The 26,973-nt window shown below is 41.5% G+C and carries 31 protein-coding genes; 26 read left to right on the forward strand and 5 right to left on the reverse strand.

The annotated features are described in order from the left end of the window. Nucleotides 1–7: 7 nt before the first annotated feature. Nucleotides 8–313, reverse strand: a complete 306-nt coding sequence (locus tag ACF3OH_RS00765; protein WP_392455364.1) for a nucleoside triphosphate pyrophosphohydrolase — start codon at nt 311–313, stop codon at nt 8–10. 117 nt (nt 314–430) lie between these two features. On the opposite strand from ACF3OH_RS00765, the gene ACF3OH_RS00770 reads away from it, so the two are divergent. The 7 genes from ACF3OH_RS00770 (at nt 431) to ACF3OH_RS00800 (ending at nt 5,096) form a co-directional block, all read left to right on the forward strand. Continuing rightward, nucleotides 431–814 (forward strand): SET domain-containing protein, encoded by a 384-nt coding sequence (locus tag ACF3OH_RS00770; protein ID WP_204590884.1) that lies wholly within the window; start codon nt 431–433, stop codon nt 812–814. A 155-nt stretch (nt 815–969) separates the two neighbouring features. Beyond that, complete coding sequence (locus tag ACF3OH_RS00775; RefSeq protein WP_392455365.1) at nt 970–1,530, forward strand: sulfurtransferase TusA family protein; 561 nt, start codon at nt 970–972, stop codon at nt 1,528–1,530. Nucleotides 1,531–1,547: 17 nt separating this feature from the next. Continuing rightward, the gene (locus ACF3OH_RS00780; RefSeq protein WP_392455367.1) at nt 1,548–1,943 is read left to right on the forward strand and encodes a DsrE/DsrF/DrsH-like family protein; all 396 of its coding nucleotides are present in this window, start codon (nt 1,548–1,550) and stop codon (nt 1,941–1,943) included. A 41-nt stretch (nt 1,944–1,984) separates the two neighbouring features. Beyond that, nucleotides 1,985–3,106, forward strand: coding sequence for an MBL fold metallo-hydrolase (locus ACF3OH_RS00785; protein WP_392455368.1), 1,122 nt, complete (start codon nt 1,985–1,987; stop codon nt 3,104–3,106). Between the two features lie 16 nt (nt 3,107–3,122). Continuing rightward, nucleotides 3,123–3,350 carry a sulfurtransferase TusA family protein gene (locus ACF3OH_RS00790; RefSeq protein ID WP_392455369.1) on the forward strand — a complete coding sequence of 76 codons (228 nt, stop codon included), beginning with the start codon at nt 3,123–3,125 and terminating at the stop codon, nt 3,348–3,350. Nucleotides 3,351–3,367: 17 nt separating this feature from the next. Next, the gene (locus ACF3OH_RS00795) at nt 3,368–4,144 is read left to right on the forward strand and encodes a sulfite exporter TauE/SafE family protein (protein WP_204590882.1); all 777 of its coding nucleotides are present in this window, start codon (nt 3,368–3,370) and stop codon (nt 4,142–4,144) included. Nucleotides 4,145–4,229: 85 nt separating this feature from the next. Next, a complete protein-coding gene (locus ACF3OH_RS00800) occupies nt 4,230–5,096 on the forward strand; it encodes an aldo/keto reductase family oxidoreductase (protein ID WP_392456660.1) in 867 nt (288 codons plus the stop codon). A 40-nt stretch (nt 5,097–5,136) separates the two neighbouring features. On the opposite strand, the gene ACF3OH_RS00805 is transcribed toward ACF3OH_RS00800, so the two are convergent. Then, a complete protein-coding gene (locus ACF3OH_RS00805; protein ID WP_392455370.1) occupies nt 5,137–7,263 on the reverse strand; it encodes a diguanylate cyclase in 2,127 nt (708 codons plus the stop codon). A 91-nt stretch (nt 7,264–7,354) separates the two neighbouring features. Beyond that, complete coding sequence (locus tag ACF3OH_RS00810; RefSeq protein WP_392455371.1) at nt 7,355–7,900, reverse strand: hypothetical protein; 546 nt, start codon at nt 7,898–7,900, stop codon at nt 7,355–7,357. 60 nt (nt 7,901–7,960) lie between these two features. Here ACF3OH_RS00810 and ACF3OH_RS00815 point away from each other — a divergent pair, with 60 nt between their 5' ends. The 4 genes from ACF3OH_RS00815 to rpmG all read left to right on the forward strand — a co-directional run bounded on the left by ACF3OH_RS00815 (nt 7,961) and on the right by rpmG (nt 11,081). Further along, nucleotides 7,961–8,914: a phosphatidate cytidylyltransferase gene (locus ACF3OH_RS00815; RefSeq protein WP_392455373.1), complete on the forward strand. Its 954-nt coding sequence runs from the start codon at nt 7,961–7,963 to the stop codon at nt 8,912–8,914. Between the two features lie 78 nt (nt 8,915–8,992). After that, the gene (locus ACF3OH_RS00820) at nt 8,993–9,577 is read left to right on the forward strand and encodes a hypothetical protein (protein ID WP_204590874.1); all 585 of its coding nucleotides are present in this window, start codon (nt 8,993–8,995) and stop codon (nt 9,575–9,577) included. A gap of 220 nt (nt 9,578–9,797) precedes the next feature. Then, the gene (locus tag ACF3OH_RS00825; RefSeq protein WP_392455375.1) at nt 9,798–10,919 is read left to right on the forward strand and encodes a GTP-binding protein; all 1,122 of its coding nucleotides are present in this window, start codon (nt 9,798–9,800) and stop codon (nt 10,917–10,919) included. A 12-nt stretch (nt 10,920–10,931) separates the two neighbouring features. Next, a complete protein-coding gene (gene rpmG, locus ACF3OH_RS00830) occupies nt 10,932–11,081 on the forward strand; it encodes a 50S ribosomal protein L33 (protein ID WP_066461706.1) in 150 nt (49 codons plus the stop codon). Nucleotides 11,082–11,116: 35 nt separating this feature from the next. Here rpmG and ACF3OH_RS00835 read toward each other — a convergent pair whose 3' ends face one another. Next, nucleotides 11,117–11,923, reverse strand: coding sequence for an undecaprenyl-diphosphate phosphatase (locus tag ACF3OH_RS00835; RefSeq protein ID WP_392455376.1), 807 nt, complete (start codon nt 11,921–11,923; stop codon nt 11,117–11,119). A gap of 17 nt (nt 11,924–11,940) precedes the next feature. After that, nucleotides 11,941–12,525 (reverse strand): hypothetical protein, encoded by a 585-nt coding sequence (locus ACF3OH_RS00840; protein WP_392455378.1) that lies wholly within the window; start codon nt 12,523–12,525, stop codon nt 11,941–11,943. A 154-nt stretch (nt 12,526–12,679) separates the two neighbouring features. On the opposite strand from ACF3OH_RS00840, the gene ACF3OH_RS00845 reads away from it, so the two are divergent. The 15 genes from ACF3OH_RS00845 (at nt 12,680) to ACF3OH_RS00915 (ending at nt 26,964) form a co-directional block, all read left to right on the forward strand. Continuing rightward, nucleotides 12,680–13,258 (forward strand): copper resistance protein CopC, encoded by a 579-nt coding sequence (locus ACF3OH_RS00845; RefSeq protein ID WP_392455379.1) that lies wholly within the window; start codon nt 12,680–12,682, stop codon nt 13,256–13,258. After that, nucleotides 13,258–14,343: a copper resistance D family protein gene (locus tag ACF3OH_RS00850; protein ID WP_392455380.1), complete on the forward strand. Its 1,086-nt coding sequence runs from the start codon at nt 13,258–13,260 to the stop codon at nt 14,341–14,343. The genes ACF3OH_RS00845 and ACF3OH_RS00850 overlap by 1 nt, the downstream gene beginning before the upstream one ends. A 106-nt stretch (nt 14,344–14,449) precedes the next feature. Further along, nucleotides 14,450–15,388 (forward strand): malate dehydrogenase, encoded by a 939-nt coding sequence (gene mdh, locus ACF3OH_RS00855; protein WP_392455381.1) that lies wholly within the window; start codon nt 14,450–14,452, stop codon nt 15,386–15,388. A 229-nt stretch (nt 15,389–15,617) separates the two neighbouring features. Next, nucleotides 15,618–16,766, forward strand: coding sequence for an acyl-CoA dehydrogenase family protein (locus ACF3OH_RS00860; RefSeq protein WP_392456663.1), 1,149 nt, complete (start codon nt 15,618–15,620; stop codon nt 16,764–16,766). Between the two features lie 15 nt (nt 16,767–16,781). Continuing rightward, on the forward strand, nt 16,782–17,366 hold the full coding sequence (locus ACF3OH_RS00865; RefSeq protein WP_392455382.1) for a TetR family transcriptional regulator: 585 nt from the start codon (nt 16,782–16,784) through the stop codon (nt 17,364–17,366). Between the two features lie 12 nt (nt 17,367–17,378). Beyond that, nucleotides 17,379–18,884 carry a class I adenylate-forming enzyme family protein gene (locus ACF3OH_RS00870; protein ID WP_094942776.1) on the forward strand — a complete coding sequence of 502 codons (1,506 nt, stop codon included), beginning with the start codon at nt 17,379–17,381 and terminating at the stop codon, nt 18,882–18,884. A gap of 46 nt (nt 18,885–18,930) precedes the next feature. Continuing rightward, nucleotides 18,931–20,076, forward strand: coding sequence for a TRAP transporter substrate-binding protein (locus tag ACF3OH_RS00875; RefSeq protein WP_392455383.1), 1,146 nt, complete (start codon nt 18,931–18,933; stop codon nt 20,074–20,076). Nucleotides 20,077–20,138: 62 nt separating this feature from the next. Next, nucleotides 20,139–21,452, forward strand: coding sequence for a TRAP transporter large permease (locus ACF3OH_RS00880; RefSeq protein WP_392455384.1), 1,314 nt, complete (start codon nt 20,139–20,141; stop codon nt 21,450–21,452). An 11-nt stretch (nt 21,453–21,463) separates the two neighbouring features. Next, the gene (locus ACF3OH_RS00885) at nt 21,464–21,967 is read left to right on the forward strand and encodes a TRAP transporter small permease (protein ID WP_094942780.1); all 504 of its coding nucleotides are present in this window, start codon (nt 21,464–21,466) and stop codon (nt 21,965–21,967) included. Next, nucleotides 21,967–22,875, forward strand: a complete 909-nt coding sequence (locus tag ACF3OH_RS00890; protein ID WP_094942782.1) for a nitronate monooxygenase family protein — start codon at nt 21,967–21,969, stop codon at nt 22,873–22,875. Before ACF3OH_RS00885 ends, ACF3OH_RS00890 begins: the two co-directional genes overlap by 1 nt. Then, nucleotides 22,868–23,683: an enoyl-CoA hydratase-related protein gene (locus tag ACF3OH_RS00895; protein WP_094942783.1), complete on the forward strand. Its 816-nt coding sequence runs from the start codon at nt 22,868–22,870 to the stop codon at nt 23,681–23,683. The genes ACF3OH_RS00890 and ACF3OH_RS00895 overlap by 8 nt, the downstream gene beginning before the upstream one ends. 5 nt (nt 23,684–23,688) lie before the next feature. Further along, a complete protein-coding gene (locus ACF3OH_RS00900; protein WP_392455385.1) occupies nt 23,689–24,531 on the forward strand; it encodes a 3-hydroxyacyl-CoA dehydrogenase family protein in 843 nt (280 codons plus the stop codon). Nucleotides 24,532–24,626: 95 nt separating this feature from the next. Beyond that, nucleotides 24,627–25,808 carry an acetyl-CoA C-acetyltransferase gene (locus tag ACF3OH_RS00905; protein ID WP_204590833.1) on the forward strand — a complete coding sequence of 394 codons (1,182 nt, stop codon included), beginning with the start codon at nt 24,627–24,629 and terminating at the stop codon, nt 25,806–25,808. A 98-nt stretch (nt 25,809–25,906) separates the two neighbouring features. Next, nucleotides 25,907–26,344 carry a MarR family winged helix-turn-helix transcriptional regulator gene (locus tag ACF3OH_RS00910; RefSeq protein ID WP_204590831.1) on the forward strand — a complete coding sequence of 146 codons (438 nt, stop codon included), beginning with the start codon at nt 25,907–25,909 and terminating at the stop codon, nt 26,342–26,344. Between the two features lie 2 nt (nt 26,345–26,346). Continuing rightward, nucleotides 26,347–26,964: an alpha/beta hydrolase gene (locus ACF3OH_RS00915; protein WP_392455386.1), complete on the forward strand. Its 618-nt coding sequence runs from the start codon at nt 26,347–26,349 to the stop codon at nt 26,962–26,964. Nucleotides 26,965–26,973: the final 9 nt, after the last annotated feature.

Consider the following 26,973-nt stretch of genomic DNA (forward strand, 5'->3'; position numbering starts at 1 on the left):
TCCAAAGTTAGGAATCGAGGCTTGTGTTAGGTATAGCTTGTCCTTGATCAAAAGCACCTTGTTCTGTTTTTTTACGTCTGCGTACCATTTCAAGTTCTTCAAATGTCATATTATGAGCGGGAAGTAGTGCGTGAACAAGCTCTACTAAATCAACAAGTTCTTGAACAGCCTTCCGGTCTGTCTCAGCTTTTTGGTAATTTTCTGCAGTAGCAAGAAGGCGTTGTTTCAAAGCAACTCGATAAGCTGTTCCTCTTAACCTTTCAGGCTTTTCCGTCTTCAGTTCTGGACATTTGTCTCGTACTAATTTCATCATTGGCATTCGCTCCTCAAAAACAAAGTACTTTTCTATACCCGATTTTTTAAGATTTAGACTCAATTGAACGAACGTGGTACAGTAGGGAAGACAAATCTAGGAAAAGCAGGTACTTGTATGATTGAAATTAAATGGTCTCCATTAGGCGAAGGTGAAATGAACAGAGGCGTGTTTGCAAAACAAACGATCACAAAGGGTACATTGTTCCATCAAGCCCCGGTCTTAGCCTATCCGAATGAAGAACATCAGTATATTGAAAAAACGCATCTTGCAGACTATGCATTTGAATATGGGATTGGCCGTTCTGCGATCTTGCTTGGATACGGGATGCTGTTTAATCATTCGTATACACCAAATGCGACGTATGAAATCAATTTTGACAACCAAACGTTTGATTTTTATGCGTATACGGATATTGCTGAAGGAGAAGAGATTCTCATCAATTACAATGGCGATGTCGATGATCAAGACGAACTTTGGTTTAATAAAGAAGAGAAGTAATACTCCTAGCTGTCCTTTCAAAAGGGCAGCTTTTTTTAGTAAAATGCATAGGTTGACATTTTGTCGCATACACTTTAATATACCTAGTGGGGTATATAAAATTCTTTTTTTATTTCAATTAAAATATACCCATTAAGGTATAAGGGAGGCTCGTTATGATTCACACAGATTTCGTGTTGGACGCAAAAGGACTGGCTTGTCCAATGCCAATAGTCAAAACACGCAAAGCAATGAAAGACCTTCAAACAGGCGAAGTGCTAGAAATACAAGCAACAGATAAAGGCTCTACGGCTGATTTGCAAGCTTGGGCAAAAAGTTCTGGACACCTGTATCTCGGTACAGATACTGAAGGAGAAACATTACGCCACTACTTAAAAAAAGATGGCCTAGGTGAAGTGGAGGAAACGATTGAGATTCCGGAAATTTCACTTTTATCTTTTGAAGAACTACTTAACGATTCTTCACTAACAATACTAGACGTTCGAGAAGAACAAGAATTCAAAGACGCACATATTCCAGGTGCTCTTCATATTCCGCTAGGTGACGTTGAAACACGTGCACAAGAACTTCCCAAAAATGAGACCATCTATTTGATCTGCCATTCTGGAAGACGAAGTGCGATTGCAGGAAATATCCTCGCAAAAGCTGGATATGAAAACTTGTACAATATTGTTCCGGGAATGCGGGACTATAAAGGAAAAACAACATCACTATAAAAGAGGAGAGATTTTTAATGACTAGAAAAACAGCAATTATCGCAGCAAACGGTGGACTATTCGACGCATACAAGGTATTCAACATTGCAACTGCAGCAGCAGCTACCGATCATGAAGTCCAAATTTTCTTCACGTTCGAAGGATTGAACTTAATTCATAAACAAGGGAATCAACAACTTGAAATGCCTGCTGGTAAAGAACATTTTGCAGAAGGATTTGCAAAAGCGAATGTTCCAAGCATTCCAGAATTGATTGAAATGGCACAAGATCTTGGTGTTAAATTTATTGGATGTCAAATGACAATGGACGTAATGGGACTAGAAAAAGAACATTTCGTAGATGGAATTGAAGTCGGTGGAGCTGTAACTTTCCTAGACTTTGCACAAGATGCTGACGTTACACTAACGTTCTAAATTTTTTTGATTAAAAATATACCTTGGGGGGTAGTTTGTAAATGACAGTACATGCAATGCCGGCAAAACAAGTTGCCCGTAAAATTATAGAAAATCAACCTCTTTTCATTCTAGATGTACGGAACGGCGATGCCTTCGCAGATTGGAAAATCGAAGGAGGCAACATTCAGTACTTGAATGTACCTTACTTTGATTTATTAGATGGAGTGGAAGAGGTAGTAAAAGACCTACCAACAGACCGTGATATCTTAGTTGTCTGTGCAAAAGAAGGCTCTTCAATCATGGTTGCCGAAATGCTATCAGAAGAAGGCGTTGACGTCGCGTATTTAGAAGGTGGAATGAAAGCATGGAGTGAACATTTAGAACCTGTGAAACTTGGAGACTTACCTTCAGGTGGAGAGATTTATCAATTTGTCCGTTTAGGAAAAGGCTGCTTATCGTATATGATCCTATCAAACGGCGAAGCCTTAGTAGTGGATGCTACGCGTATGACAGACGTATTCTTAAACTTTGCAAAAGAAAAGGGACTCGAAATCAAACACGTTTTCGATTCTCACCTTCACGCGGATCATATCTCGGGAGGACGCCAAATTGCAGAACAAACAGGAGCAACATATTACTTGCCACCTGCAGATGCAGAAGAAGTGGTTTTTGGGTTCGAACATCTAATAGATGGTCTTACTGTAAAAGTAGGATCCGTAGAAGTAGAAGCTCTTTATTCACCAGGACATACGATTGGGTCGACGTCATTTGTGATTGATGCAAGTTACCTGTTGACGGGAGATATCCTCTTTATCGATTCGATTGGCCGTCCAGACCTTGCTGGTTTAGCAGAGGATTGGGTAGGCGATTTAAGAGAATCACTTTATGCTCGCTATCAAAAGTTAACGGATGACTTACTCGTTGCACCTGCCCATTTCATGATTATGGAAGAACTGAATGAAGACGGCAGTGTGGCAAAACGTTTAGGTGATTTGTTCCGTGACAACCATGGACTCAACATTCAAGATGAGCAAGAGTTTCGTGAGTTAGTAACAAAGAATTTACCACCACAACCAAATGCATACCAAGATATTCGCCATATGAACATGGGGAAAATCACACCGGATCTAGAAGTACAGCGTGAGATGGAAATTGGACCAAACCGCTGTGCTGTCCGCTAAAGAGGGGAGTTTATACATGAATATAGCAAAAACACTAGACGCAAAGGGACTTGCTTGTCCGATGCCAATTGTAAAAACACGTAAAGCGATGAACGATATCGAGTCAGGTGAAATCCTAGAAGTAGTAGTCACGGATAAAGGTGCCAAAGCAGATTTAACTGCATGGTCTCGTTCAGGAGGACATGAATTGTTAGATGTGCAAGAAGAGGCAGAAGTGCTTACATTCTTGATTAAAAAAGCGTAAGGAAAGAAGGAATAGAGATGAGTATCGAATTTGTCGTTGTCATCTTTTTAATCGGGTTCATCGGTTCATTTATTTCAGGAATGGTCGGCATCGGAGGCTCGATTATCAAGTATCCTATGCTTCTCTATATTCCACCGATGCTAGGATTCGCAGCGTTTTCAGCGCATGAAGTATCTGGAATCAGTGCCATCCAAGTATTTTTTGCAACAATTGCAGGTGTCTGGGCGTACCGTAAGAGTGGGTATCTCAATAAAACACTGATTACGTATATGGGTGGAGCTATTTTAATTGGTAGTTTTATTGGAGGATACGGTTCTACGTTAATTTCAGAAGGCGCAATCAACATCGTATATGCGGTACTTGCGACTTTGGCTGTCATCATGATGTTCTTACCGAAGAAAAACTTAGATGATCGTCCAGTCGAAGAAATTGTCTTTTCGAAATGGTTGGCTGCAGGGCTTGCTTTTATAGTAGGGATTGCAGCAGGAATTGTGGGAGCAGCTGGAGCATTTATTTTAGTTCCGATCATGCTTGTCGTCTTAAAAATTCCAACGCGAATGACAATTGCAACATCCTTAGCAATCACATTTATTTCATCCATTGGTTCTACCATCGGAAAAATTGCAACTGATCAGATCCTCTATGGACCTGCAGCGGTCATGATTGTAGCAAGTGTTCTCGCAGCACCACTCGGGGCAAAAATTGGTCAAAAAATGAATACGAAATACCTCCAATGGATTCTAGCAGGGCTTATTTTAGCGACAGCTATAAAAATTTGGTTGGATATTTTGTAAGAGTACGCTATTCTTTTCCTAATAAGAAAAGAGTAGCGTCTTTTCGTATGAAGGAGGAATTGCAGTGAAGGATAATCCATTTGTAATGGGCTGTATGCGCATCAACGAGTTGACGGATCAGGAACTGACAGAATGGGTACAACATGCACTTGAGTTAGGAATTCATACATTTGATCACGCCGATATTTATGCCCGCGGGGAATGTGAAACACGATTCGGAAACGTCATCAAAAACGAACCATCGTTGCGTGACAAGATGGTGCTACAAACAAAAGCTTCTATTCGAGCGGGATATTATGATAGTTCTAAAGAACACCTCTTATCATCAGTAGATGCAAGTCTTTCACGTCTTCAGACAGATTACATCGACGTCTTTATGCTACATAGACCTGATGCATTGATGGAGCTTGATGAGATTGCCGATGTATTTGATACGCTTGCCGGTTCTGGAAAAGTTCGTTCATTCGGTGTAAGTAATTTCAACCGCTATCAACTAGAATGGTTGCAAGCAGCGACACATCAGCCAATTGAAATCAATCAATTACAGTTTAGTCCTGTACACTCTTCATTGTTGACTACAGGAATTCAAGCAAACACGGAATTTTCAGGAGCCATAGATCGAGATGGTGGTGTATTAACCTATTGCCAACAACAATCCATTCGCATTCAGGCCTGGTCACCGTTCCAGTTTGGTTTCTTTGAAGGGGTATATCTGGATCACCCACGTTTCCCTGAACTCAATAAAGTGTTAGAGGAACTTGCTACACATTACGGTGTAACAAAATCAGCGATTATAGCAGCTTGGATTCTCCGCCATTCTGCCAATATGCAGGTCGTTGCAGGCTCAACAAAAGTGAACCGTATCAAAGAAATCGTTGCCGGAGCAGAAATCACACTGTCGCGAAAAGATTGGTATACAATCTACCAAGCAGCAGGGAACCGTCTGCCATAAACAAAAAGTGCTTTCCTAGAAAAACTAGGGAAGCACTTTTCTATTCACTACCATAGGCCACGACTTGATTTCGTCCTGCTTCTTTCCCAATATAAAGTGCTTTGTCTGCACGTTCAATGAGTTCATCTACATGCCAATCTTTTGAAGAATACGTAGCAATACCAATCGTTGCTGTAATATGAATCGAAATCGTATTGAAACGTATCTCGAGTTCTTCAATGGATTGACGTAAACGCTCTCCAATCGTTCGTGCATCCTGCAAATCTGTGTTTGGCAAGAGCATTAAAAACTCTTCGCCACCCCAACGAGCTGTAACGTCCGATTGCCGGGTGAAGGACTGGAAGTGCCGACTGAGTGCTTGGAGAACGAAATCACCGCAGCTATGACCGTGTGAATCGTTTACTTCTTTGAAGTGATCTAAATCAATGACTAAGATAGAGAACGACTTATTGGATTTATGGTACGTCTCCATGGACTGCGTAAGTAACTGTTTCATGTGGCGCATATTGTACAAGTTTGTTAAAGGATCTGTCTTTGCCAGATGTTCCAATTTACGAGTTTGAAGTTGCAATTCTTCTGACTTCAACATATTACTCATTGCAATGGATAGATACAAAGCCAGTAAACGCAGCATTTCAATCTGACGTTCACTAAAGGCATCTTGCTCATAACTCTGCACTGTCATAGAGCCAATCGTCTCATCATTCATGCTGAGCGGTAAGAAATGGATAGAACGCGGATTTTTATCCGGAAAGCCAGATTCTCGAAGTGTATAGTCTTCGTCTACGACAGCTTTTCTAATATGAATTTCTTGGTTTTCCCGAATGCAGCGCACTGACAGACTGGAGGTGTCTTGAATGCTTTTATTGCTAAGGGAAAGGAGTATACCCTGTTCAACAAATGCACGGTACTCGACTTCTTGGGTTTCTTTATTGTATAGACATAAACCAAAGATATCTGCATCCATCAAGCGATTTAAATCAAGATAAACAGAATACATCGCTTCTGCATCTTCTTGATTCGCGATGATACGGCGACCAATCTCACTGACAGTCTTCAAATCTTGGTAGGAGTCTTCTAGTACTTGCGCTCGAATTGAAGCTTCTTCCGACTCACGCTTCAATTGCAATCGCTCGATCTCAGCTTCTCGTTGCATGCGTTCTACTTGGGCTTCTGTCATATAACGAGAGAGTTGATCTTTTACTTCTTTTGTTTTAATTTGTTCCGTCACTTCGTTATAACGCAGTAGATATTGGTAAGCTCTTTTATACTCTTCTGATGCATAATAGACATCCGACATCCTTTGTAAGATTTCTTGAGTTAATAAGACTGCTTCTAAGGATTCGGCGATTTCTAATGCTTCTTTATAATTTTCTAATGCATGTGTGTAGTGGCCTTGATCTGAATAGAGACCACCCATATCAATCAGAATTGTAGCTACTGCATACTTTGCATCTTGCTCTTGATACATTTTTAAAGCGAGTGCAAACGATTCATAAGCTTCTTCCCAATGCCTTTTATGTTTCGAGATCAATCCAAAGATACTATGACAATGTGCCAATGAGTTGCGATCTTCTACTTTCGTTTGAAGTATTGTAAAGGCTTGTTTATTGAATTCTTCTGCTTCATCTATTTCTCCAAACTGTAGATGAAGATCTGCCACGTTCGATAGCAATAAAGGGACAATATCATGCTGTTGCTCTTGCGCCACAGCTAGTGCTTCTAAGAGCTGATTGTGTGCTTGTTTAAACTCCCCAAGTTCATAATAAATAAACCCAAGGTTGTTTAAATAGTGTGGGTCAATTGGCAAATCATATTTCTTGATTAGATATAACCCTTCTTCAAATGCATCCCCTGAACGCTTCAGGTCACCTAAGCTAGAGTATACATATCCAATTACTCGTTTTGCGTTGACGATCCATTCAATAGATTGATAGTGTTCAACGACTTGCAGGGTTTGATTGACGAGACTTAATGCCTCTGCGTTTTTCCCTTCATGGGCATGACAAAAAGCAAGCGTGATTTCAGCTTGTGCATATAGAAGTGCATTTTCTTTTTTAGTAGTAGTATTTAGAATATTTTGGCTGATGCGTGCAGCTTTTTTTGCGTCAGAGTGCACAGTGGACCAAGCGCTTTGAATCTGTGTATAGGAATCGATAGCTTCCATTGGGTCACATCCATATAAGTTCAATTATTTAGAATAGTATACCATTTCGGTAATTAGGAAACCATACATTGGAAATTAATTTGTTCGTCAACTAGCTCTTTTTTTGTGCTACATATTCTTGTAGTAATCCCTCATAGACTAAGTGTGACGATAAAATTGTTCGAAAATCATTTGGTTCAACTAATGAAGGGAGCTTGGGCCAAAAGCGAATTCCAGCACGATGTAGAATTTCAGCAACAAATTGTGAACAAAAATAAGACCCTTTTGGTTCGAACGGAGCTTTTACTGCAACACCAAAGACACCTAATAAATTATAAATCGTCTTTTTATTGTTTCTCTGAAATAATGCTATCATCCGCTCGATCTTTTGATACTGACGTGGACTCACTTGTATCTCGTAAAGTGCACAAGTAGTATTCGGATACTTTTTGTAAGTGCCATTTAACACGTCTTCTTGTACGAAACCTGCTTGAAAAGGGTTGTTGGGTTTTTTGCGCCCAAAGCTATATAATTGAGTCAGCTCTTTATCGAGAGAGAGAGAAGAATGATTATAGGGAGCTTTCGTGTACGTTTTGATAGTCTTTGTAAAAACAGTACCTGTATCGGTTAATAAGATGTAGACAAATCGTTCATTCAAAGGGGATCCTCTCCTTCTGTTTGATACCAGGGGTGTGGGCAAATGTTGGTGGAGTATTTTATGAATTCGACATTTTATGTCGTCTATGTAGTATTTCTAGTGTTGATTGCAGTAAGTCTTCTTGTATCAGTTATAACATATTTTCAAAAGAGGAAAAATAAGGGCGCAAATAAATATGAAGAATTAGTGATCCGCACAAAGCTGTGGTGGGGGATGGCAACAATTTTTGGACTATCATTTTTAGTTCATCCGAATGTTTCATTGTTGTCACTAATGGTGCTATGCTTTTTAGCATTACGCGAATACTTTTCAATGCTCGAGACACGCAAGCATGACCGTAGACTTTTTATCTGGGCATACCTTGCAATCCCTATCAACTTTTACTGGATTTATATTGGATGGTACGGCATGTTTATTGTTTTTATTCCAATCTATGTATTCTTATTTCTGCCACTCGCTCGTCTATTTCAAAAAAGCAGTGCAGGATTTTTAAAATCTGTCAGTATGACGCAGTGGGGGCTAATGCTTTTAGTATTTGGTTTAAGTCATTTAGCTCTGTTTGCTAAAATGCCAGAAATCACGCGTCATGATGTTGGAATTGCTACACAGTATGGTGCATTGATGGTCCTGTTCTTGATTCCGTTGACGCAGGCCAATGATGTGATTCAGTATATGGTCTCAAAAAAATGGGGCAAACGAAAAGTATTGCCAGTGGCTAATCCGGATTTGACCTGGGAGGGTGTTGTGGCTGGCGTACTCGGAACAACTTTGCTCGCGGTAGTGATAGCACCATGGATTACTCCGATGTTTGTTCCATTTAGTATTTTCGCTGGATTCTTGATTGGCGCGACAGGCTTCTTTGGAACTGCTGTCATGTCAGCGCTTAAGCGAAACTTCTTTTTACGGGAGACAGTAGATGGACAAGTGGTTGAAAGTAAGACGATTAATAAAGTGGATAGCTTAACATACACAGCACCCGTCTTTTTTCATTTGGTCTACTGGGCTATTTTTTAAAGCACCCTGCAAGGCGGATTTATTTATGGTAGACTGGTATTATCAAAATTGTCAGAAACTATATGGGAGTGTTCGAACATGTCAATGGAGTTACTAACGAAGCAGACAGCTGGCGTGATCAATGCGGTTACAAAGCAACCGAAATGGGAGAAAGAGACACTCCAACAAGGAATTCAAAAGATTCTTGTGGAGAAGCGCGCGAAAGTAGAGTCAGATGAAGTATATCTTGAGTCTTTGCTGCAAAACGTTGCGTTTTATATCAATCATACAAATGGGATGAACAACTTTTTCTTTCAAAGTATTGATAAAGAGACGTTTTATTCACCGGATAGCTTTAAAGTGTATTTAGGGAATCTCCGGACGATGGTGAAAGATCCGGAAGAGCTTCAAAAGATGATGGAGAAGCAGCGGGACTTCGTTTTAAAAGGTGAGACTGTAGAAGAACGGGCGCGTCACGCAGAGCTTGCGTATATGACGACGAAGATTGTGAATGACTTGCTGCTCGATTTCTTAACGACATTCTACCATCCAAACAATCGAGAACCTATGAAACCGTTCATGGAATATAGTGCGAAAGTGGTTGTCGAGACAGTCTTTAAATTCTGTAACACCTATGCATCTTTGCAAATCAATGAGTTGCCTGGTAAAGAGAAGTTAAACTAAATGAACAAAATCCTCTTCTGCATCGTCATAGCGGGGGAGGTTTTTTTTTAGGGGGAGAGAAGTTGCACTTTGGACAAATTCCTGTATTTTTCATGAGTAACCCCCCTTTCACATCATTTACGGAAAATTGATGTAAAAGTTTCGCTTGCACTTTTCATTCCAATAAAGTATTCTATAAAACGTAATCATTACGATTTGTTAAGTGAGGAGCTTTATATAAATGAGAAAAATTCCTGTTACAGTATTAAGCGGTTATCTTGGAGCTGGAAAAACAACACTACTGAATCATATCCTCGCAAATCGCGAAGGATTGAAAGTAGCAGTCATTGTAAACGATATGAGCGAAGTGAATATAGATGCGGAAATTGTGAAACAAGGTGGCTTTCGCCATACAGAAGAAAAACTCGTAGAAATGCAGAATGGATGTATTTGTTGTACACTACGCGAAGATTTGATTGTTGAAGTGCAGAAGCTGGTCGAAGCAGGAGACATCGATTATTTGGTCATCGAATCATCAGGAATCAGTGAGCCGATTCCAGTGGCTCAGACATTCACTTACATCGATGAAACTGTTGGCATCGACTTAGGGCAAATTAGCCGCTTGGATACAATGGTGACAGTTGTTGACGCAAATCGTTTCTGGCACGATTTCACTTCAGGCGAAACACTTCTTGACCGTAAAGAAGCCGTTGGAGAAGATGATGAGCGCGAAGTGGCGGATTTATTGATTGATCAGATTGAATTTGCGAACGTCATTTTAATTAATAAAGTCGATATGTTGAAAGAAGAAAATGTCGCGGAGTTAAAAGGTGTTATTCGTAAACTAAATCCTGGGGCAAAGATTTACGAGACAGTTCATTCGAAAATTCCATTAGATCATGTACTAGACACAGGCTTATTTGATTTTGAAGAAGCAAGCCAAGGTGCGGGTTGGATCAAAGAACTAAATGAAGAGCATATTCCAGAAACTGAAGAGTATGGGATTTCATCTTTCGTGTTTAGAGCTGAATGTCCTTTCCATCCGGAACGTTTAATGGATTGGCTGATGGAATGGCCAGTTGAAGTCGTTCGAGCGAAAGGATTTTTATGGATTGCTACTCGACCAAAAGATGCTATCTTGCTTTCACAAGCTGGTCCAGCCATGACGATTGAAAAGATTGGGCAGTGGGAAGAAGACACAGATGCGTATTTAACAGAGCTTGTCTTAATCGGGATCCAGATGGAGCAAGAGACAATTCGTCAAGATCTTACTAGCTGTTTGTTGACCGAAGAAGAACTAAAACAAGACTGGTCGTCATTTAACGACACTCTGCCAGGTGCAGAGACGATTATTCAAAATTAGGAGGAAATACAAATGCGAGTAAATATTACATTGGCATGTACTGAAACAGGAGACCGTAACTACATCACAACGAAAAATAAGCGTAACAATCCGGAGCGTATTGAGTTGAAAAAATATTGCCCACGTTTAAAGCGTGTGACACTGCATCGTGAAACAAAATAAAAGAAGCGAGGACTTTTGTCCTGGCTTCTTTTTTGTTAACCAAAAATCAAGAATCCAAATCCTACGACTAAACAGTAGATGGTGAAATAAATCAGGTTTCCACGCGCCATGATATTCATGAACCACTTTAAAGCAAAGTAGGAGAACCCGAATGAGAATATAAAGGCAAGTAAATAAGGTAGCCACATATCTCCAAGAGCAAGGTCCGGTATTTTCACTAAGATGAGACCTAAACTAATTGGGATAAACAATAAGAACGAGAAGCGAAGAGCGGTCTCTTGCTTCATGCCAAGACCCATTGCTGCAACGATAGTAGCACCAGAACGACTCACACCTGGGATTAAAGCGATCGCTTGTGCAAACCCTACAATAACTGCATCTTTCCACGTCAAATCCCCATCATTTTTGCGCCCCTTCAAATTCCGAATAAAGAATAGCGCGATACCTGTAGCGATTAAAGAAACAGCTACAGTTTTTGACGATCTAAAAACGGAGGCGATGGTATCTTCGAACAACAGTCCAATCACCCCTGCAGGGATTGTGGCAATAATTAAGTAGAGCACAAACTGAAAATCTTTTTTTGTTTCTTCTGTTTTAACACGTACATAACTTAATGAGTTTGTAACTAAACGTATAAGATCTTTTCGGTAAATCGCGAGAACAGCAAGAAGTGATGCAAAGTTCATTAAAATCTCAAACGTAAAATCGTCCACACTCATGTTTAACCCAAATAGCTCTTGAGCTATGACAAGGTGTCCACTAGACGAGATAGGGATGGGTTCCGTAAACCCCTGTAAAGAACCTAAAAATATGTACTTTAGTAAAATGATTAACTCTTCCATAGCCAACTCCTTAACTGTTAAAGCCCATCCTCTATCACAGGGATCGAATAATCACCAATGATTCTCTGGATAGCGCGAGACGTCCGTCCATCTTCTGCACTGAATGGGATGGTAATTTCTTTATCGGGACTTCTAAATGTAATAGACGTAACTCGGGTGGGATTGGGTTCATAATGACGCATAATTTGAGGAACTTCATCCAACTCTATACGTTCAGAACTGAACTCCCCAAAATTCTGAGTTTCTATATAGGTTTCCTGAATAGATGAATAACTGAATAGCGAAAACAAGGCAATCGGTACACTGAGGAAGGCCAAAATCAAATGCACCCATTTTAGACGATAAGGCTTTCTCTTTTTATCTGCATAAACGATAGTCGCATACGCGCCTAGTGCAACAATTCCCAGCCAAGTAAAAGCAGCAGCCAACCCTTTAAAAGCTTCATCATGGCGAATAACCGATAATGTATCATCCTTGAAAAATAGTAAATCTTGCATAAATAAAATAATAGGTATAGGTATAAACAAAGAGAAGATAAGCAACAAAATTCCGGAACTTAATAAAATAGGTTCACTATTCACCGGTTGTTTTTTTCGCTTCATTAGCTCTACACCCCTTTACAATGATGACAGAATTTCAAGTGCATGTCTAAAAGAAGTTGAACCATTTAAAAAGTTTTAGCGTTAGCCTCATAGAGTTCATTCATATTTCACAAACGTTTCGTATACTTAAACCGAATGTAAAGGAGGCCTTTCTATGAAAAAAATACTTCTATCAGTCACATTTTTAATTACTTTATTTTTTGCAACAACTGCATTTGCACACACTGAACTTAGTACGACAAATCCAGAAGACGGGTCGGAACTGACAGAAACAATTGATACAGTTACACTGACTTACTCTGGCCAAATTGAAGAAGGTAGTGTGTTTGAGGTAATCACTGAATCAGGTGAAGAAATAAGCGTAACAGGATTTACGATTGAAGACGGCGTTCTAACTGGTCAATTGGAACAACCTCTTGAAAATGGCATGTACACAGTCAATTGGAATTCAATAAGTGAAGACGGACATCCTTTAAACGGGACATTTACCTTTAGTATTAATGCATCAGTAGAAGAGGTAGCTACTGAGGAAGAGGTAGCAACAGAAGAGGAAGAACCAGTTGCAGCGGAACAAGAAGAAACCGATGAGACATCCCAAGCGACAGAAGTGGCTTCTACAACAGCGACAGCTCAAGAAGAAAGCACTTCTCCATTCATCTGGAAAATTGCCGCACTTGCGGTCGTGCTAGTAGCGGTTAGCATCCTTACTATTACTAGAAGAAAGAGAGCGTAATGGAACTCCTCGTTATGGCAGGGCAGCTGGTACTGTCGCTTGGACTGGCTGTACTTGTTGGAAGCTTTTTATTGCTGGCGGTACCTGTAACGAAACGACCCGCTTTGCGAGTGTCTCCAATTGTCATATTGATCAGTACACTGGCTGTGGTGATTGGTGCGTTTATTCCGATACTTCAAATTACATTTGCACTGATGCCGCGTTTGTCATTTACGGAAGCATTTGAGATGGTCGTGCTATCGTATCGCACAGGTCTCGCATGGGATTTCACACTCTTAGGTGGCGTGCTGCTAATTGTTTTGTATGCGCTATTCCAGCACCGAAACGAGTGGTTCTTTCAAGCGGCGTATCTTGCACTCACCGTGTTTATGATTGGCACCATCGCCTGGGCAAGTCATGCCAGCTCCATTGCACCAGTGAGAGGCTTTGTGGGTGATTTTCTCCATCTGCTTGCCGCTGCCATCTGGGTCGGCGTGGTTCTCGTTATTGCCTGGTTCGCCACGACGACAACCAATTGGCTGAACTGGCTAAAATGGTTTTCCCCGGTAGCCTTCATTTGTTTTATCACGATGGGGGTCAGCGGGTTCTTATTGATGGACCTGACCGTACCCAATTATGTGACTGGACTAAGCACGTCGTACGGACAAGGTCTGTTCATCAAACAGTTGCTTATGATTCCTTTGATTGCGTATATTGTGATCAATAGTTTCTTTATGAAACGCTGGTTGAGCGCACGTAAACTGAATCCGATTCCGTGGGTTCGTGCAGAATCCGTCATTTTGTTTGCCATTTTCATGGTGACCGCCTTCTTCAGTCATCAGGCACCCCCAAGTTCAATTGTCATGGAGGGCAATCTTTCTGCGCTATCTCTGTTATTCCTTGAGGGTTCATTGATCACAGGAGAGGCGCTGAGCTTTGAACTAGGGCTTCCTGTATTGTTCTTCGGCGGCCTTGCGTTTATCTTCGGCGGGCTGGTCGTGACGGCGTTTATCAAACGAGCACCCATCGTAGCAGGCGGTTTGTTCGGAGTAGCCTCTGTGGCCTGTGCCTATATTGGCATGATGTCAGGTATCATCGTCAGCTAACGACTCACCCTTTGGGTGGGTCGTTTTGCGTTCGCGAAAAGACATGAAAAGGTCTACAATGAATAGGAAGGCGTAGTTTCTCATTACAAACAGAGGAGGCGTTACAATGGCTTTTCAACGTACCAAAATAGCCGTCATCGGAGCAGGATTTACCGGAGCAACCACCGCTTTTCTACTGGCGCAGAAGGAACTAGGGGATGTCGTGTTGGTCGATATTCCAGAGCAAGAGAACCCGACAAAGGGCAAGGCGCTAGATATGTTGGAGACGGGTCCTGTACAAAAATTTAGCACGCATATTACGGGCGCGTCCGATTACGAATCGATTCGAGATGCAGATCTTGTCATCATCACGGCAGGCATTGCGCGAAAACCGGGCATGAGTCGAGATGACCTTGTGGCGACGAATGCGTCCATCATGCGTTCGGTTTCTGAAAACATTAAGACGTATGCACCGAACAGTTATGTGTTAATTTTGAGTAATCCAGTGGATGCCATGACGTATGTTTGTTATCAAACCACAGGCTTCCCTAAAAATCGAGTGATTGGCCAGTCAGGTGTATTAGATACAGCCCGATTCTCAACATTTGTCGCACAAGAATTAAACATTTCTGCTAAAGACATCACAGGATTTGTGTTAGGTGGCCACGGGGATGACATGGTTCCATTGACGCGTTATTCGAATGCCGGTGGAATTCCACTGAGTGACTTGATTGCACCTGATCGCATGGAAGCTATCGTCGAACGGACGAGAAAAGGTGGCGGTGAGATCGTCTCCTTGCTCGGTAACGGGAGTGCCTATTATGCACCAGCGGCTTCTTTAGTAGAGATGGCAGAGGCTATTTTGAAAGATGAGAAGAGAGTATTGCCAGCCATTGCTTATTTGGAAGGTGAATACGGCTATTCGGATATTTATCTCGGCGTTCCAACGATTTTAGGTGGCGACGGTATTGAAAAAATCATTGAGCTCGAGCTGACAGATGCAGAAAAAGAAGCCCTTAATCGTTCTGCTGAATCGGTAAAGAACGTCCTTAATTTATGTAAATAACTATTAACAGACTGGCTATTATAGCTGGTCTTTTTTATTTGTTCAATTATTAAACAAAAGTCAGTCATTGGTATTGCTCAGCTAATTGCTATTTGATATATAATTTATAATTCAGTTTAAAATTTGAACTTTGTTCAAAAAGTTCTTTACTTCGAAGTTAAGGCGATTTATACTTTACTTAATTATCAGAAAATTAAATGTTATTAAACAATTATGGGGGGAGTTAGCATTGACGAGTTTGCAATTCACTAGCGAACATGAATTATACAGAAAGTCATTACGAAAAATGCTAGAAAAAGAAGCTTATCCATTCTATGAAGAGTGGGAAGAAAAACGTCAAATTCCAAGATTGATTTGGACGAAGTTGGGGGAAAATGGATTTCTTCTTCCCTGGGTTGAAGAGGAATATGGGGGGCTGGGGCTAGATTTTTCTTACTCAATGATCATGATTGAAGAACTTGAACGGGTGGGACAAGGATTAGCTGGTGGCGTTTGTCTTCATTCAGAAATTGTAAGCCCTTACATTGTGGAGTTGGGAACCGAAGAACAAAAGAATAGATGGCTTCCAAAGTGTATTAGTGGAGAGTTCATTACTGCTATCGCTATGACAGAACCTGGTGCAGGTTCAGATCTTGCCAACATTAAAACCACTGCAAGAAAAGAAGGAGACTACTACATTCTAAACGGAGAAAAGACCTTTATCACCAATGCAATTGATTCTGACTTAGCTATTGTTGTTTGTAAAACGGACCCTACTGCTCAGCCTGCTCATCGAGGCATTAGTCTCATAGTTGTTGAGACAGGCACACAAGGATACAAAAAAGGAAAAAAACTCGACAAGATGGGAATACATAGTGGGGATACAGGAGAGTTGATTTTTGAAGATGCGAAAGTGCCAATTAGCAATCTTTTAGGTGAGGAGAACAAAGGATTTTATTATTTAATGGGGCATCTCCAACAAGAGCGCCTAGTAGTCGCCATTCAGTGCCAAATTGAAGCAGAGGTCATGTTTGACATCACGCGAAATTATGTAAAAGAGCGAAAGGCATTTGGCAAGTCCATCAGTCAATTTCAGAACACGCAATTCAAGTTAGTCGAAATAGCAACTGAATTAGAATTGGGTAGAAATTATCTGAATTCTGTAACCCATAGACATATTCAAGGAGAAGATATTGTGAAAGAGGTTTCTATGGCGAAATGGTGGATAAGCGAAATGGCCAAAAGAACCGCTGCTGAATGTCTTCAATTACATGGAGGATACGGATACATGGAAGAATATGAAATCGCTCGCAGGTATCGAGATATTCCAGTTGCAAGTATTTATGCAGGTACGACTGAAATTATGAAAACCATCATTGCGAAACAACTGGAGCTTTAGAAAAGAGGGTGTGCTATGAAGCGCTCGGAGATGAAAGTGAAGAAAAAGAAAGAAGATATCATTCTTTCTGCTATAGCCATAATGAATCGCCAAGGTACTAAAGGAGCGACTATGGAACAGATTGCTGCAGAGCTTCTTATGACGAAAGGATCTCTTTATTATTACTTCCGCAATAAGGAAGATCTCATTTTTCAATGTCACGTTTTGGTCCTGTCACGAGCCAATGAGGATATACAACAAGTTGTAAGTAGCGATAAAAGTTACGAAGAACGATTACGAGAAATGATTGCGCTGCATATCGATTACGCCATTAATGAAAAAGAAACATTCAATATGATCATACGTCCAGACAAAACGTTTGCGGAAGACCAGTTACAACCTTTGTTTGAAAAACGTGCGATTTACTCTCGCTTCTTTGATGAAATTATTGAAAGAGGGATTGAATCGGGAGAATTTGAAAAAGTGGATGTTCGAATGGTGCGGATGATTTTACTCGGTGCGATGAACTGGATTCAACAGTGGTACAAAGAGGATGGAAAAAAATCGATTGAAGAAATTCAACAAGTGTATGCAGATTATTTAATCAAACTATTGAAGTAAAGGGGTAGAGTCATGTTTATTACGGGTCAATTAGCAAAGCATGCAGCAGCTCAAGGGGACAAGGTTATTACATCGTTTGATGGAAGAGAGCTAACTTATCAAGAATTTTATGAAAAGGCAAAGCGATTAGCAGCTTTTTATCAATCCAAAGGGTTAAAAAAAGGGGATCCAATCGCTTTCTTATTACCTAACAGTGACTTCTTTTTGGTTTCTTATTATGCAGCACATTTAGGTGGATTTGCCGCTCTTCCAATCAACCATAAACTTGCTCCTCCAGAAATTCAATACATTCTAGAGCATTCAGAAGCAAAACACTTTATCTATGACACTCGTTTTGATGAAACGTTAAAGCAAATCCCTACTTCTGTTCAACAGTTCGAAACAGTGTTAAAGACCGGCGAAGAGGAATCTCTTGAAAACGTCTTAAATAATACTTCTTTGGTCTATACACCTGTAGAGCTTACAGCAAAAGATGTAAATGTCATCTTTTATACGTCTGGGACGACAGGGCGACCTAAGGGAGTCATGTTAAGTGCCGGAGCGACAGAAGCGACCGCTCAAATCTGGGGAGAAGCAATGAACTTAAACTCCGAGGATCGCATGCAAGTGGTGACACCATTGTTTCATTGTGCTGCTAGCCACGTGTTTAGTATCCCTGTTATTTATGCCGGAGGAACCATCGTCATTGAAGAGGCATTTTCACCAGATACAGCAATGGATACGCTAGAAAATGAAGATATCACAATTTTCTTTGGGGTCCCAGCCATGTACAGCATCCTATTGAATAATGCGCGCATGAAAGAGTTGAATTTACCAAAACTTCGCCTCTTTACTTATGGTGCAGCACCTATGCCTTATGAATTAGTAAAGAAAGTAAAAGAAATGTATCCAAACGTAAAAGTCCAGAACTTGTATGGTCAAACAGAAAATTCACCAGCGGCTACCACGCTTAAAGATCACTATGCATTAGACAAGATTGGATCAGTGGGAGAAGTACTGCCACAAACGGATGTCAGAGTAGTCGATGAGTTTGGTGAATCCTTGCCTGTTGGACAGGTAGGAGAAATTGTTGTGAAGGGTCCGCAATTGATGAATGGGTACTTAAAAAATGAAGAAGCAACGAACCAGGCGATTCGCAATGGTTGGTTATACAGTGGAGACTTAGGAAGGTTCGATGAAGACGGGCTTCTCTATATCGTAGACCGAAAGAAAGACATGATCATTAGGGGTGGTGAAAATGTCTATCCGGTAGAAGTAGAAGAAGTACTCTATCAAATTCCAGAAATTCTAGAAGCTGCGGTAGTAGGCGTCCCTCATCCGATTTATGGAGAAGTACCAAAAGCATATGTTGTGTTAAAGAGTAATCAAAACGTCACGGAAGAAGATGTCAAAACCTACTGTAGTCATCATATTGCAAAGTATAAGGTTCCGGAAGAAATAGATTTCTTAGATGAATTACCACGAAATGCAAGTGGCAAAGTTCTTAAAAATGTTTTACGAGAACATCAAACAACATAAACACTTTATCAAATGAAAGTAAATACAATTCAAAGGGGATAATGGGATGAAACTTTCAAAAAAATGGCTTTCTGTCGTAGCAATGTCTGCTCTAGTTTTAGGTGCTTGTGGGGATGGAGGGGGTTCATCATCTTCTGCAACAGCCGATGGAAGTGCTTCAGGAGAACAACAGTCGCTCACGTTTAATGCTTCTTCAGGGGTAAATGATAAACACTTTTGGCATCGAGGTTTCTTCCAGCCACTTATGGATTCTGTGGATGAAGAGACAGGCGGAAAAGTAAGCTTCAATGCGTTTACCTCTGGGGAGCTTGTAGGACTCGGGACAGAATATGACGCACTGACGAACGGTACAATCGATGTAGCTTTGACACTCATGGCGCCTTACGATCCACAGCGTTTCCCGTACACAGAAGTAGTCATGCTTCCTCTTCTTGAGTCGGATTCTACGATTGCGGCTGAAGCCATGAAAGCGATGATGAACAGTGATCAGGAAATTAAAGATGGGAAAACCTATTATCAAATCGAATTTGAGGACAAAGGGTTAGTGGCTTTCGCAAACTCACCAACACAACCTTATGTGATTTCTACGACGAATAAAGCATTTGATGAGGTAGGGGATTTTAGTCGAGATGTTCGCATGCGCACCGCTTCACGCGTACATGAAATCTTATCAACGAATTTAGGGATTACTTCACAATCTATGCCGATTACAGATGCATACGATGCATTAAGTAGAAATGCTTTAGATGGCTTCTTCTATAACGTTCCAGATTGGATGGCTTTCGGTTTTGATGAATTAATCAAGCATACCATTGAGGGGGCTAACTTCGGACATTTCGTAGGTCATACAGCGATGACAGAAGAAACATGGGCAAAACTAACGCCTGAAACGCAAGATATCTTCCGCAGCAATGCAGAGCGATTGATTGTCGAAGGGTCGCAGTTGACGAAAGACGAGACGGAAGAAAATCGTCAAAGTAATATCGACAAAGGTGGAGAATTTAAACACCTTTCAGAAGTTCCAGAGGACGTTCGAGTACACATAGAGGCAGCTATTACAAAAACATGGTTAGACTGGATTGAAAACTTAGAATCACAAGGACATGCAGGTAAAGAAATTGCCATCCTTTGGAGAGATAGCTTAGTAGAAGCGGGTGCAGAAGTACCTCAGGAAGTAATGGATATTAAATAGAAAAAAGAAGGTTTGGGGGCTCCATAGCCCCTATTCTTCTTTTTAGGCGTAGGGGGCAGCGTATGACAGAAAATATTGTGTTGTTTATCGTCATTTTAATTTTTCTGTATTTCTTAACTACAGGTATGTATATTAGTTCATTATTGTTTTTCGTTGGTATTCTTGGCATTTATCTCATCGGTGGAACGACAATTATGAGTGGTTTTTTACAAGGTGAACCCTTTGCCCGTGTCGCTAGTTATTCATTAACAACAATTCCACTCTACATACTCATGGCACAGTTTATTATGCAAGCTGGAATTGTAAAAGACCTCTATGATCTCGCGTATAAGTTATCAAAAGGAAGAGGTGGCGTTTTAGGGGTTCTTACCGTATTCATCGGGGGTCTTCTAGGCGGTGTATCTGGATCGGGAACGGCTACTTCTGCTGCTCTTGGGCAGATTGCGGTGCCGGAGCTGATTCGAAGAGGCTATCCGCCACACTTAGCGGGTTCACTCGCAGCTGCCTCAGGATCTTTGTCTGCGATTATTCCGCCAAGTGTATTCTTGATTTTATACGGTGTGGTGGCACAAATTTCAATAGGACAACTCTTTACGGCCGCCATGATACCAGGGATTCTCATGATGTTCGTATTTGCTGGGACAGCATTGGTTTATTTAAAACTCTATGGAAAAGAGTTTGCGACCAACGCCATCCAAAATGAGAACAACGAAGAAACTCCCGTGATGCGATATGTCACAGTTGTCCTCGCCGGAACATTTATCGTGGCAGCGATTTTTGGTGGAATTTACATGGGGATCTTTACTCCGACCGAAGCGGGAGCTGTAGGAGCTTTTATCGCTTTTCTATTAGCACTTGTATTAAGAAAGGTATCTTTTAAATTTTTAAAAGTTTCCTTCGTTGAAACGATTAAAGTTACAACTATGGCAATGTTTATCGTAGTAGGTGCTTCCCTATTTGGCCGATTTATCTCATTGTCACTGGTGCCAAGAAAAATTATCGATTTATTAGGACCTCTCATGGAATCACCACTTTTAATTATCACAATTATTATGGTTTTCTACTTCTTCTTATTTATGTTCATCGAAGGAGTAGCCGTCATTTTAATGACCGTCCCAATCATCACACCAATTCTAGATCAGATAAATGCGGATCCATTATGGTTTGGTATTATGTTGACAGTTGTTTGTACTCTTGGGATGTTGACCCCACCAGTAGGAATCAGCGTGTATGCAGTCGGTGGTGTCACGGGAATTCCTATCGAGCGATTGTTCAAAACATCTACCGTGTTCGCCGTAGTGGCAACCATTGTTGTCATTGGATTATTGATTGCATTTCCGCAACTGGTTACTTGGTTGCCGAGTCAGATGCGATAGGAGGAATTTGAGTGAAGACTATTGAAAAAATCGCACATTGGTTCCGTGTTGTTGGAATAAGTTTAGCAAGTTTTGCTATAGCCGCCATGGTTCTTATGATTGTTGTAGATGTAACCATGCGCAATGTATTTAAAATTCCAATTCAAGGAACATATGAAATTGTTCAATACTTTTTGATGCCCTTAGCTATTTTTCCGACTCTTGCATTTGCCTATCAGTCTGGGGTGTTGCCAAGACTCAGTGAACTGGTGGAAAAGTTACCGAAGCGATTTCAACAAATCAATCGCATCATCATTTACGTGATTGAACTAGTTGTATTTTTATTTTTGACGTATTATAGCATCCTCTTTGCTTTATCAGGGATACAGGACCAGATGGCTATTCCAGTTGCAGGGAATTTATTGCCAGTCTATCCGCTCTACATCATCGTACCAATCAGCTTTGCAGCAGTGGTCGTTGAGATACTGTTATCGATTTACCGAACATACTTCAAAAAAGCAAGGGAGGTTGCATGATGTACGCTCGTTTAGAATTGCCAGTCATTGTCGCGCCGATGTTTCTCGTATCTAGTCCAGAATTAGTAATTGCTAGCTGTCGAAATGGCTTGATAGGATCGATTCCTTTATTAAATGCTCGAACGAAAGATCAATGTGAGGAATGGTTGCAGCAGCTTTCAAAAGAGCTTTCCGAACTACCTTGGGCAGTCAATTATATTTGTCATCGTACCAATAGAAGATTAGAAGAAGATCTAGAGTTGATTCAGAAATATCAACCACCCGTAGTCATTGCTTCACTGGGTCATCCAGGGAAAGTAGTTAAGGTTGTTCAATCATACGGTGGAAAAGTGTTTGCGGATGTAGCGAATTTAAGACATGCTCAAAAAGCTGCGGAGTCCGGCGTAGATGGCCTCATTCTTGTAAGTGCAGGTGCGGGTGGTCATGCAGGTATCATTAATCCATTTGCGTTTGTTTCAGCAGTAAGAGAGTTTTGGCGTGGCACACTTATTTTGGCGGGTGGTATTTCTACGGGGCAGGATATATTAGCGGCGCAAGTACTCGGAGCAGACCTGGTTTATATGGGGACACGCTTTATCGCAACCCAAGAGAGTATCGCATTTCCTGAGTACAAAGAAATGCTTACCAAATCAACAACAGAGGATATTCTCTATACGGATGCGTTCAGTGGAGTTCATGCAAATTATCTAATACCTAGTTTGAAGAACAATCATATTGACCCGTCCACATTAAAGAAAAAAGAGTCGGTTGATCTCGGACACATGATTGACCCTAAAGCATGGCGAGATATCTGGTCTGCTGGACATGGTGTGACGGTGGTAAAGGAAACGCAACCCGTATCTACACTTATTCAAACGTTGAAAGGTGAATATATGAAAGCAAAGGAGAAGTGGGCAGTCCATGTTTAATACAATTACATATAATGTGGAGGAATCCATCGCAACCATCTCATTGAATCGACCGGATGCACTCAATGCATTTAATGAACAAATGATGCATGAGTTGATCCAGGCCTATAAAGAAGCCGATCAATCCGATGCGGTTCGGGTCGTTATTCTAACTGCGCAAGGAAGGGCTTTCTGTGCTGGAATGGACTTATCTTCAGGTGATGACGTGTTTGCATCTGAAGAAAGTTTGGAAGAATTTAGAGATACTGGCGGAAGAGTGAGTTTAGAGGTATACAAAGTCAAAAAACCTGTCATTGCTGCCGTGAACGGAGCGGCTGTTGGGATTGGCGCGACCATGTTGTTACCGACAGATATTCGGATCTTCTCTGAAACATCGAAAGTTGGATTTGTTTTTGGAAAACGTGGAATCGGTCCAGAAGCTACAAGTGGCTATTTTTTACCGAGACTAGTAGGCATGTCGAAGGCTCTAGAATGGGTCTATACAGGGAGAATGATTTATCCTGAGGAATTGCTTTCTTCAGGATTAGCAAACTATGTCGTGGAAGATGCATATGAAAAAGCCCACTCTCTAGCCAAAGAAATCATAGAAAACACTTCCCCTGTCTCTAACTCTTTTACTAGGCAACTATTTTATAAGATGTGGGAAGCCGACCATCCAGAGGATTCGCACCTAATTGAATCCAAGTTTTTATACTGGGCTTCTAGAGAAAAGGATGTAAAAGAAGGAATTGCTTCTTTTAAAGAGAAGCGTCATCCGAATTTCCCTCTAACAACGAGTGATTTACCAGATTTCTTTAAGGAGAGTTGAATGGAATGAAAATCGGCGTACTAGGCGCAGGCACAATGGGACATGGCATCGCGCAAGCCTTTGCGATGTCAGGATACGAAGTGAAATTATTTGATATCGAACAAACCAGCTTAGATAAAGCAAAGAAAAGTATTCACAAGAGTGTATCAAAAATCCACGAAAAACAAGGGAAAGAAATACAGGCGACGGAAGAAGTAGTACAACGCATCGACTACGTCACGGAAATAGAAAAATTGGCAGAGAGCGATTTGATTATCGAGTCGATTGTGGAGCAGATGGCAATCAAAAAAACGGTATTCAAACAGCTAGGAGACATCTGTAAAGAATCTACCATTCTCGCATCGAACACATCAGGACTCAGTGTGACAGAATTGGGGGCAGCCAGTGAACGTCCGGAGCAAGTGGTCGGCATGCATTTTTTCAACCCTGTGCCTCTGATGAAGCTGGTCGAAGTGGTCAAAGCGGAAGAAACGTCAGAAGAGACGCTTCAATCGGTGAAGGACGTGATTACATCTCTTGGGAAAGAGGCGATCACGGTTCTCGACTCACCACTATTTGTCGTCAACCGGATTCTGGTACCCATGTTGAATGAAGCCATGATTGTCTACGGAGAAGGTCTGGCATCAAAAGAAGACATTGACCGAGGCATGATGCTCGGAACGAATCAACCGATTGGACCATTAGCTTTAGCTGACTTGATTGGTCTAGATACACTTCAATTTGTGTGTGAAACCCTCTTTACGGAGACGGGAGATTCCAAATATCGAGTGCCACTCATATTGAAGAAGAAAGTGAGAGCAGGTCACTACGGAAGAAAGTCAGGACGAGGCTTTTATTCATATGAATAAAGGTTCGTCTGTTGTCGTGTTCTTTTCACTAGAAAATCGATATACTTAAAAAGTAATTGAATCGTATATAGGATGAGCAAAGGGGATGTTTCAACATGAAAGAAGTGTACATATTGGATGGCGCACGTACAGCCTTTACGGCGTTCGGGGGATCGTTTTCAACGATTCAAGCGGATGAGCTTGGAAAAGTCACAGCAGAAGAGGCGATGAAACGGTCAGGCGTCACGCCAGAACAAATTGATCACGTGGTTTACGGCAACGTCATTCACTCGCACACCAATGCAGCATATCTTGCACGTCACATTGGACTAAAAGCAGGCGTCCCGAAAGAAGTTCCAGCACTGACACTCAATCGCCTGTGTGGCTCGGGAACACAAGCTGTCGTTTCCTCGGCACAGATGATTCAACTTGGAGAAGCAGAAATTGTGCTGGCAGGGGGAGCAGAAAACATGTCGATGGCACCTTATGCGAATTTTAGCAGCCGCTTCCATCAAGCCAAACTCGGTCCGATGAAGTTTGAAGACATGCTGTTATCGACGTTGACCGATGATTACACTGGAAATGGCATGGGGATGACGGCAGAAAAACTGTCCGAGATGTACGACATTTCACGTGACGAACAAGATGCGTTTTCAGCACTGAGCCATGAGCGTGCTGCAGCTGCCCGTGAATCAGGTCGCTTCGGCAAAGAGATTGTGCCATTTGAAATGGCAACCCGTAAAGGGACGCTAGTGGTGGATAAAGACGAACACATCAAGCCAGAGACAACGGCCGAGACACTTGGAAAGCTGCGTCCTTCCTTCAAGAAAGATGGAACAGTTACAGCAGGAAATGCAAGTGGCATCAACGACGGAGCCGCGAGTCTGGTGATCGCAAGCAAAAATGCAGTGGATCGCCACGGATTAAAACCGATGGCGCGCATCGTATCTTGGGGGATTTCCGGAGTGGATCCTGAAATTATGGGAATTGGTCCTGTACCAGCTATCAAACAAGCACTCGACCGTGCAGGCATGTCACTTGAACAAATCGATTTGTTTGAAGTGAACGAAGCCTTTGCTGCACAGTATCTGGCTGTAGAAAAAGAGTTAGGTCTAGACCGAGAAAAAACGAATGTCAACGGTGGGGCCATCGCACTTGGACACCCTGTGGGAACAAGTGGGGCACGCATTGTGCTTAGCCTTGCGTATGAATTAAAAGAGCGCGGGCTGAGATACGGTGTGGCGAGTTTATGTATTGGTGGAGGACAAGGAATTGCAATGATTATTGAGCACGTATAAAGAAAAGAGCTTGGGCATCCGTTCAAGCTCTTTTTTTGACGCTACATTTGAAAACTGCTACAATTATCTTGAAATCAAGATAAAGGAGGCGTATTGCATTGGACACGAAACAAGTTGGTTTAGCAATTGAAGCACTCGTTCGAACGTCTGGCGCCTTTCATCAACGCATTAAAGAAGATGCAACAAAGCATGGTCTTCATGCCACAGAATTTTCAGTGATGGAACTGTTATATCACCAAGGAAGACAGCCAGTTCAGAAAGTAGCGAAGCATGTCTTGATCACAAGTGGCAGTACAACCTATGTATTAGACAAACTAGTGAAGAAAGAATTTATCACACGCACTGTATGTTCAGACGATCGAAGGGTAATTTATATAGAACTAAGCAATAAAGGACAAGCTCTTATGGAAACAGCTTTTCCTGAACATTTAGAACGAATGAAAGCCTACTTTAGTGGACTTGATGAAGAAGAGTTCAAGCAATGGTTAGAAATTACACGAAAACTGGGCAAAGCCGCCCGTAAAGGAGAGAGATAGACGTGAAACATGTATTTAAAAAAGGAACAAACGCAACAGCACCTACACTACTAATGCTCCACGGGACAGGAGGCAATGAACATGACTTGCTGTCAATTGCATCGATGATTGACGAAGAAGCAAATGTATTGAGTGTCCGCGGGAATGTTTTAGAAAACGGGATGCCGCGTTTTTTCAAACGGTTAGCTATGGGTGTGTTGGACCAAGAGGATTTAGCCCTTCGCACGAAAGAGCTGCATGACTATATAAAAGAAGCGTCAGAAGAGTACGGTTTTGATCGCGAAAATGTCGTGGCTGTAGGCTACTCGAATGGAGCCAACATCGCTGCAAACTTAGTGATGACAGAGAAAAATAGTTTAGCAGGTGCAATCCTCTATCATCCAATGATTCCGAACCAAGACGCAAAAATTCCCGAGTTAACTGGTTTACCTGTATTCATTGGCGCAGGGGTCAATGATCAGATGGTACCGTATACGGAATCAGAAGGATTAAAAGCCATGTTACTCGAACACGGGGCAGAAGTGGACATGCATGTGGAACCATATGGTCATCAGTTAACAGGTAGTGAAGTAGAAGCTTCGAAGATTTGGTATAACCGGAACTTCAAGCAGACAAATTGACGACTACGC

Origin of the sequence: Chryseomicrobium aureum (genome assembly GCF_043182735.1) — a bacterium.
GTDB lineage: Bacteria > Bacillota > Bacilli > Bacillales_A > Planococcaceae > Chryseomicrobium > Chryseomicrobium aureum.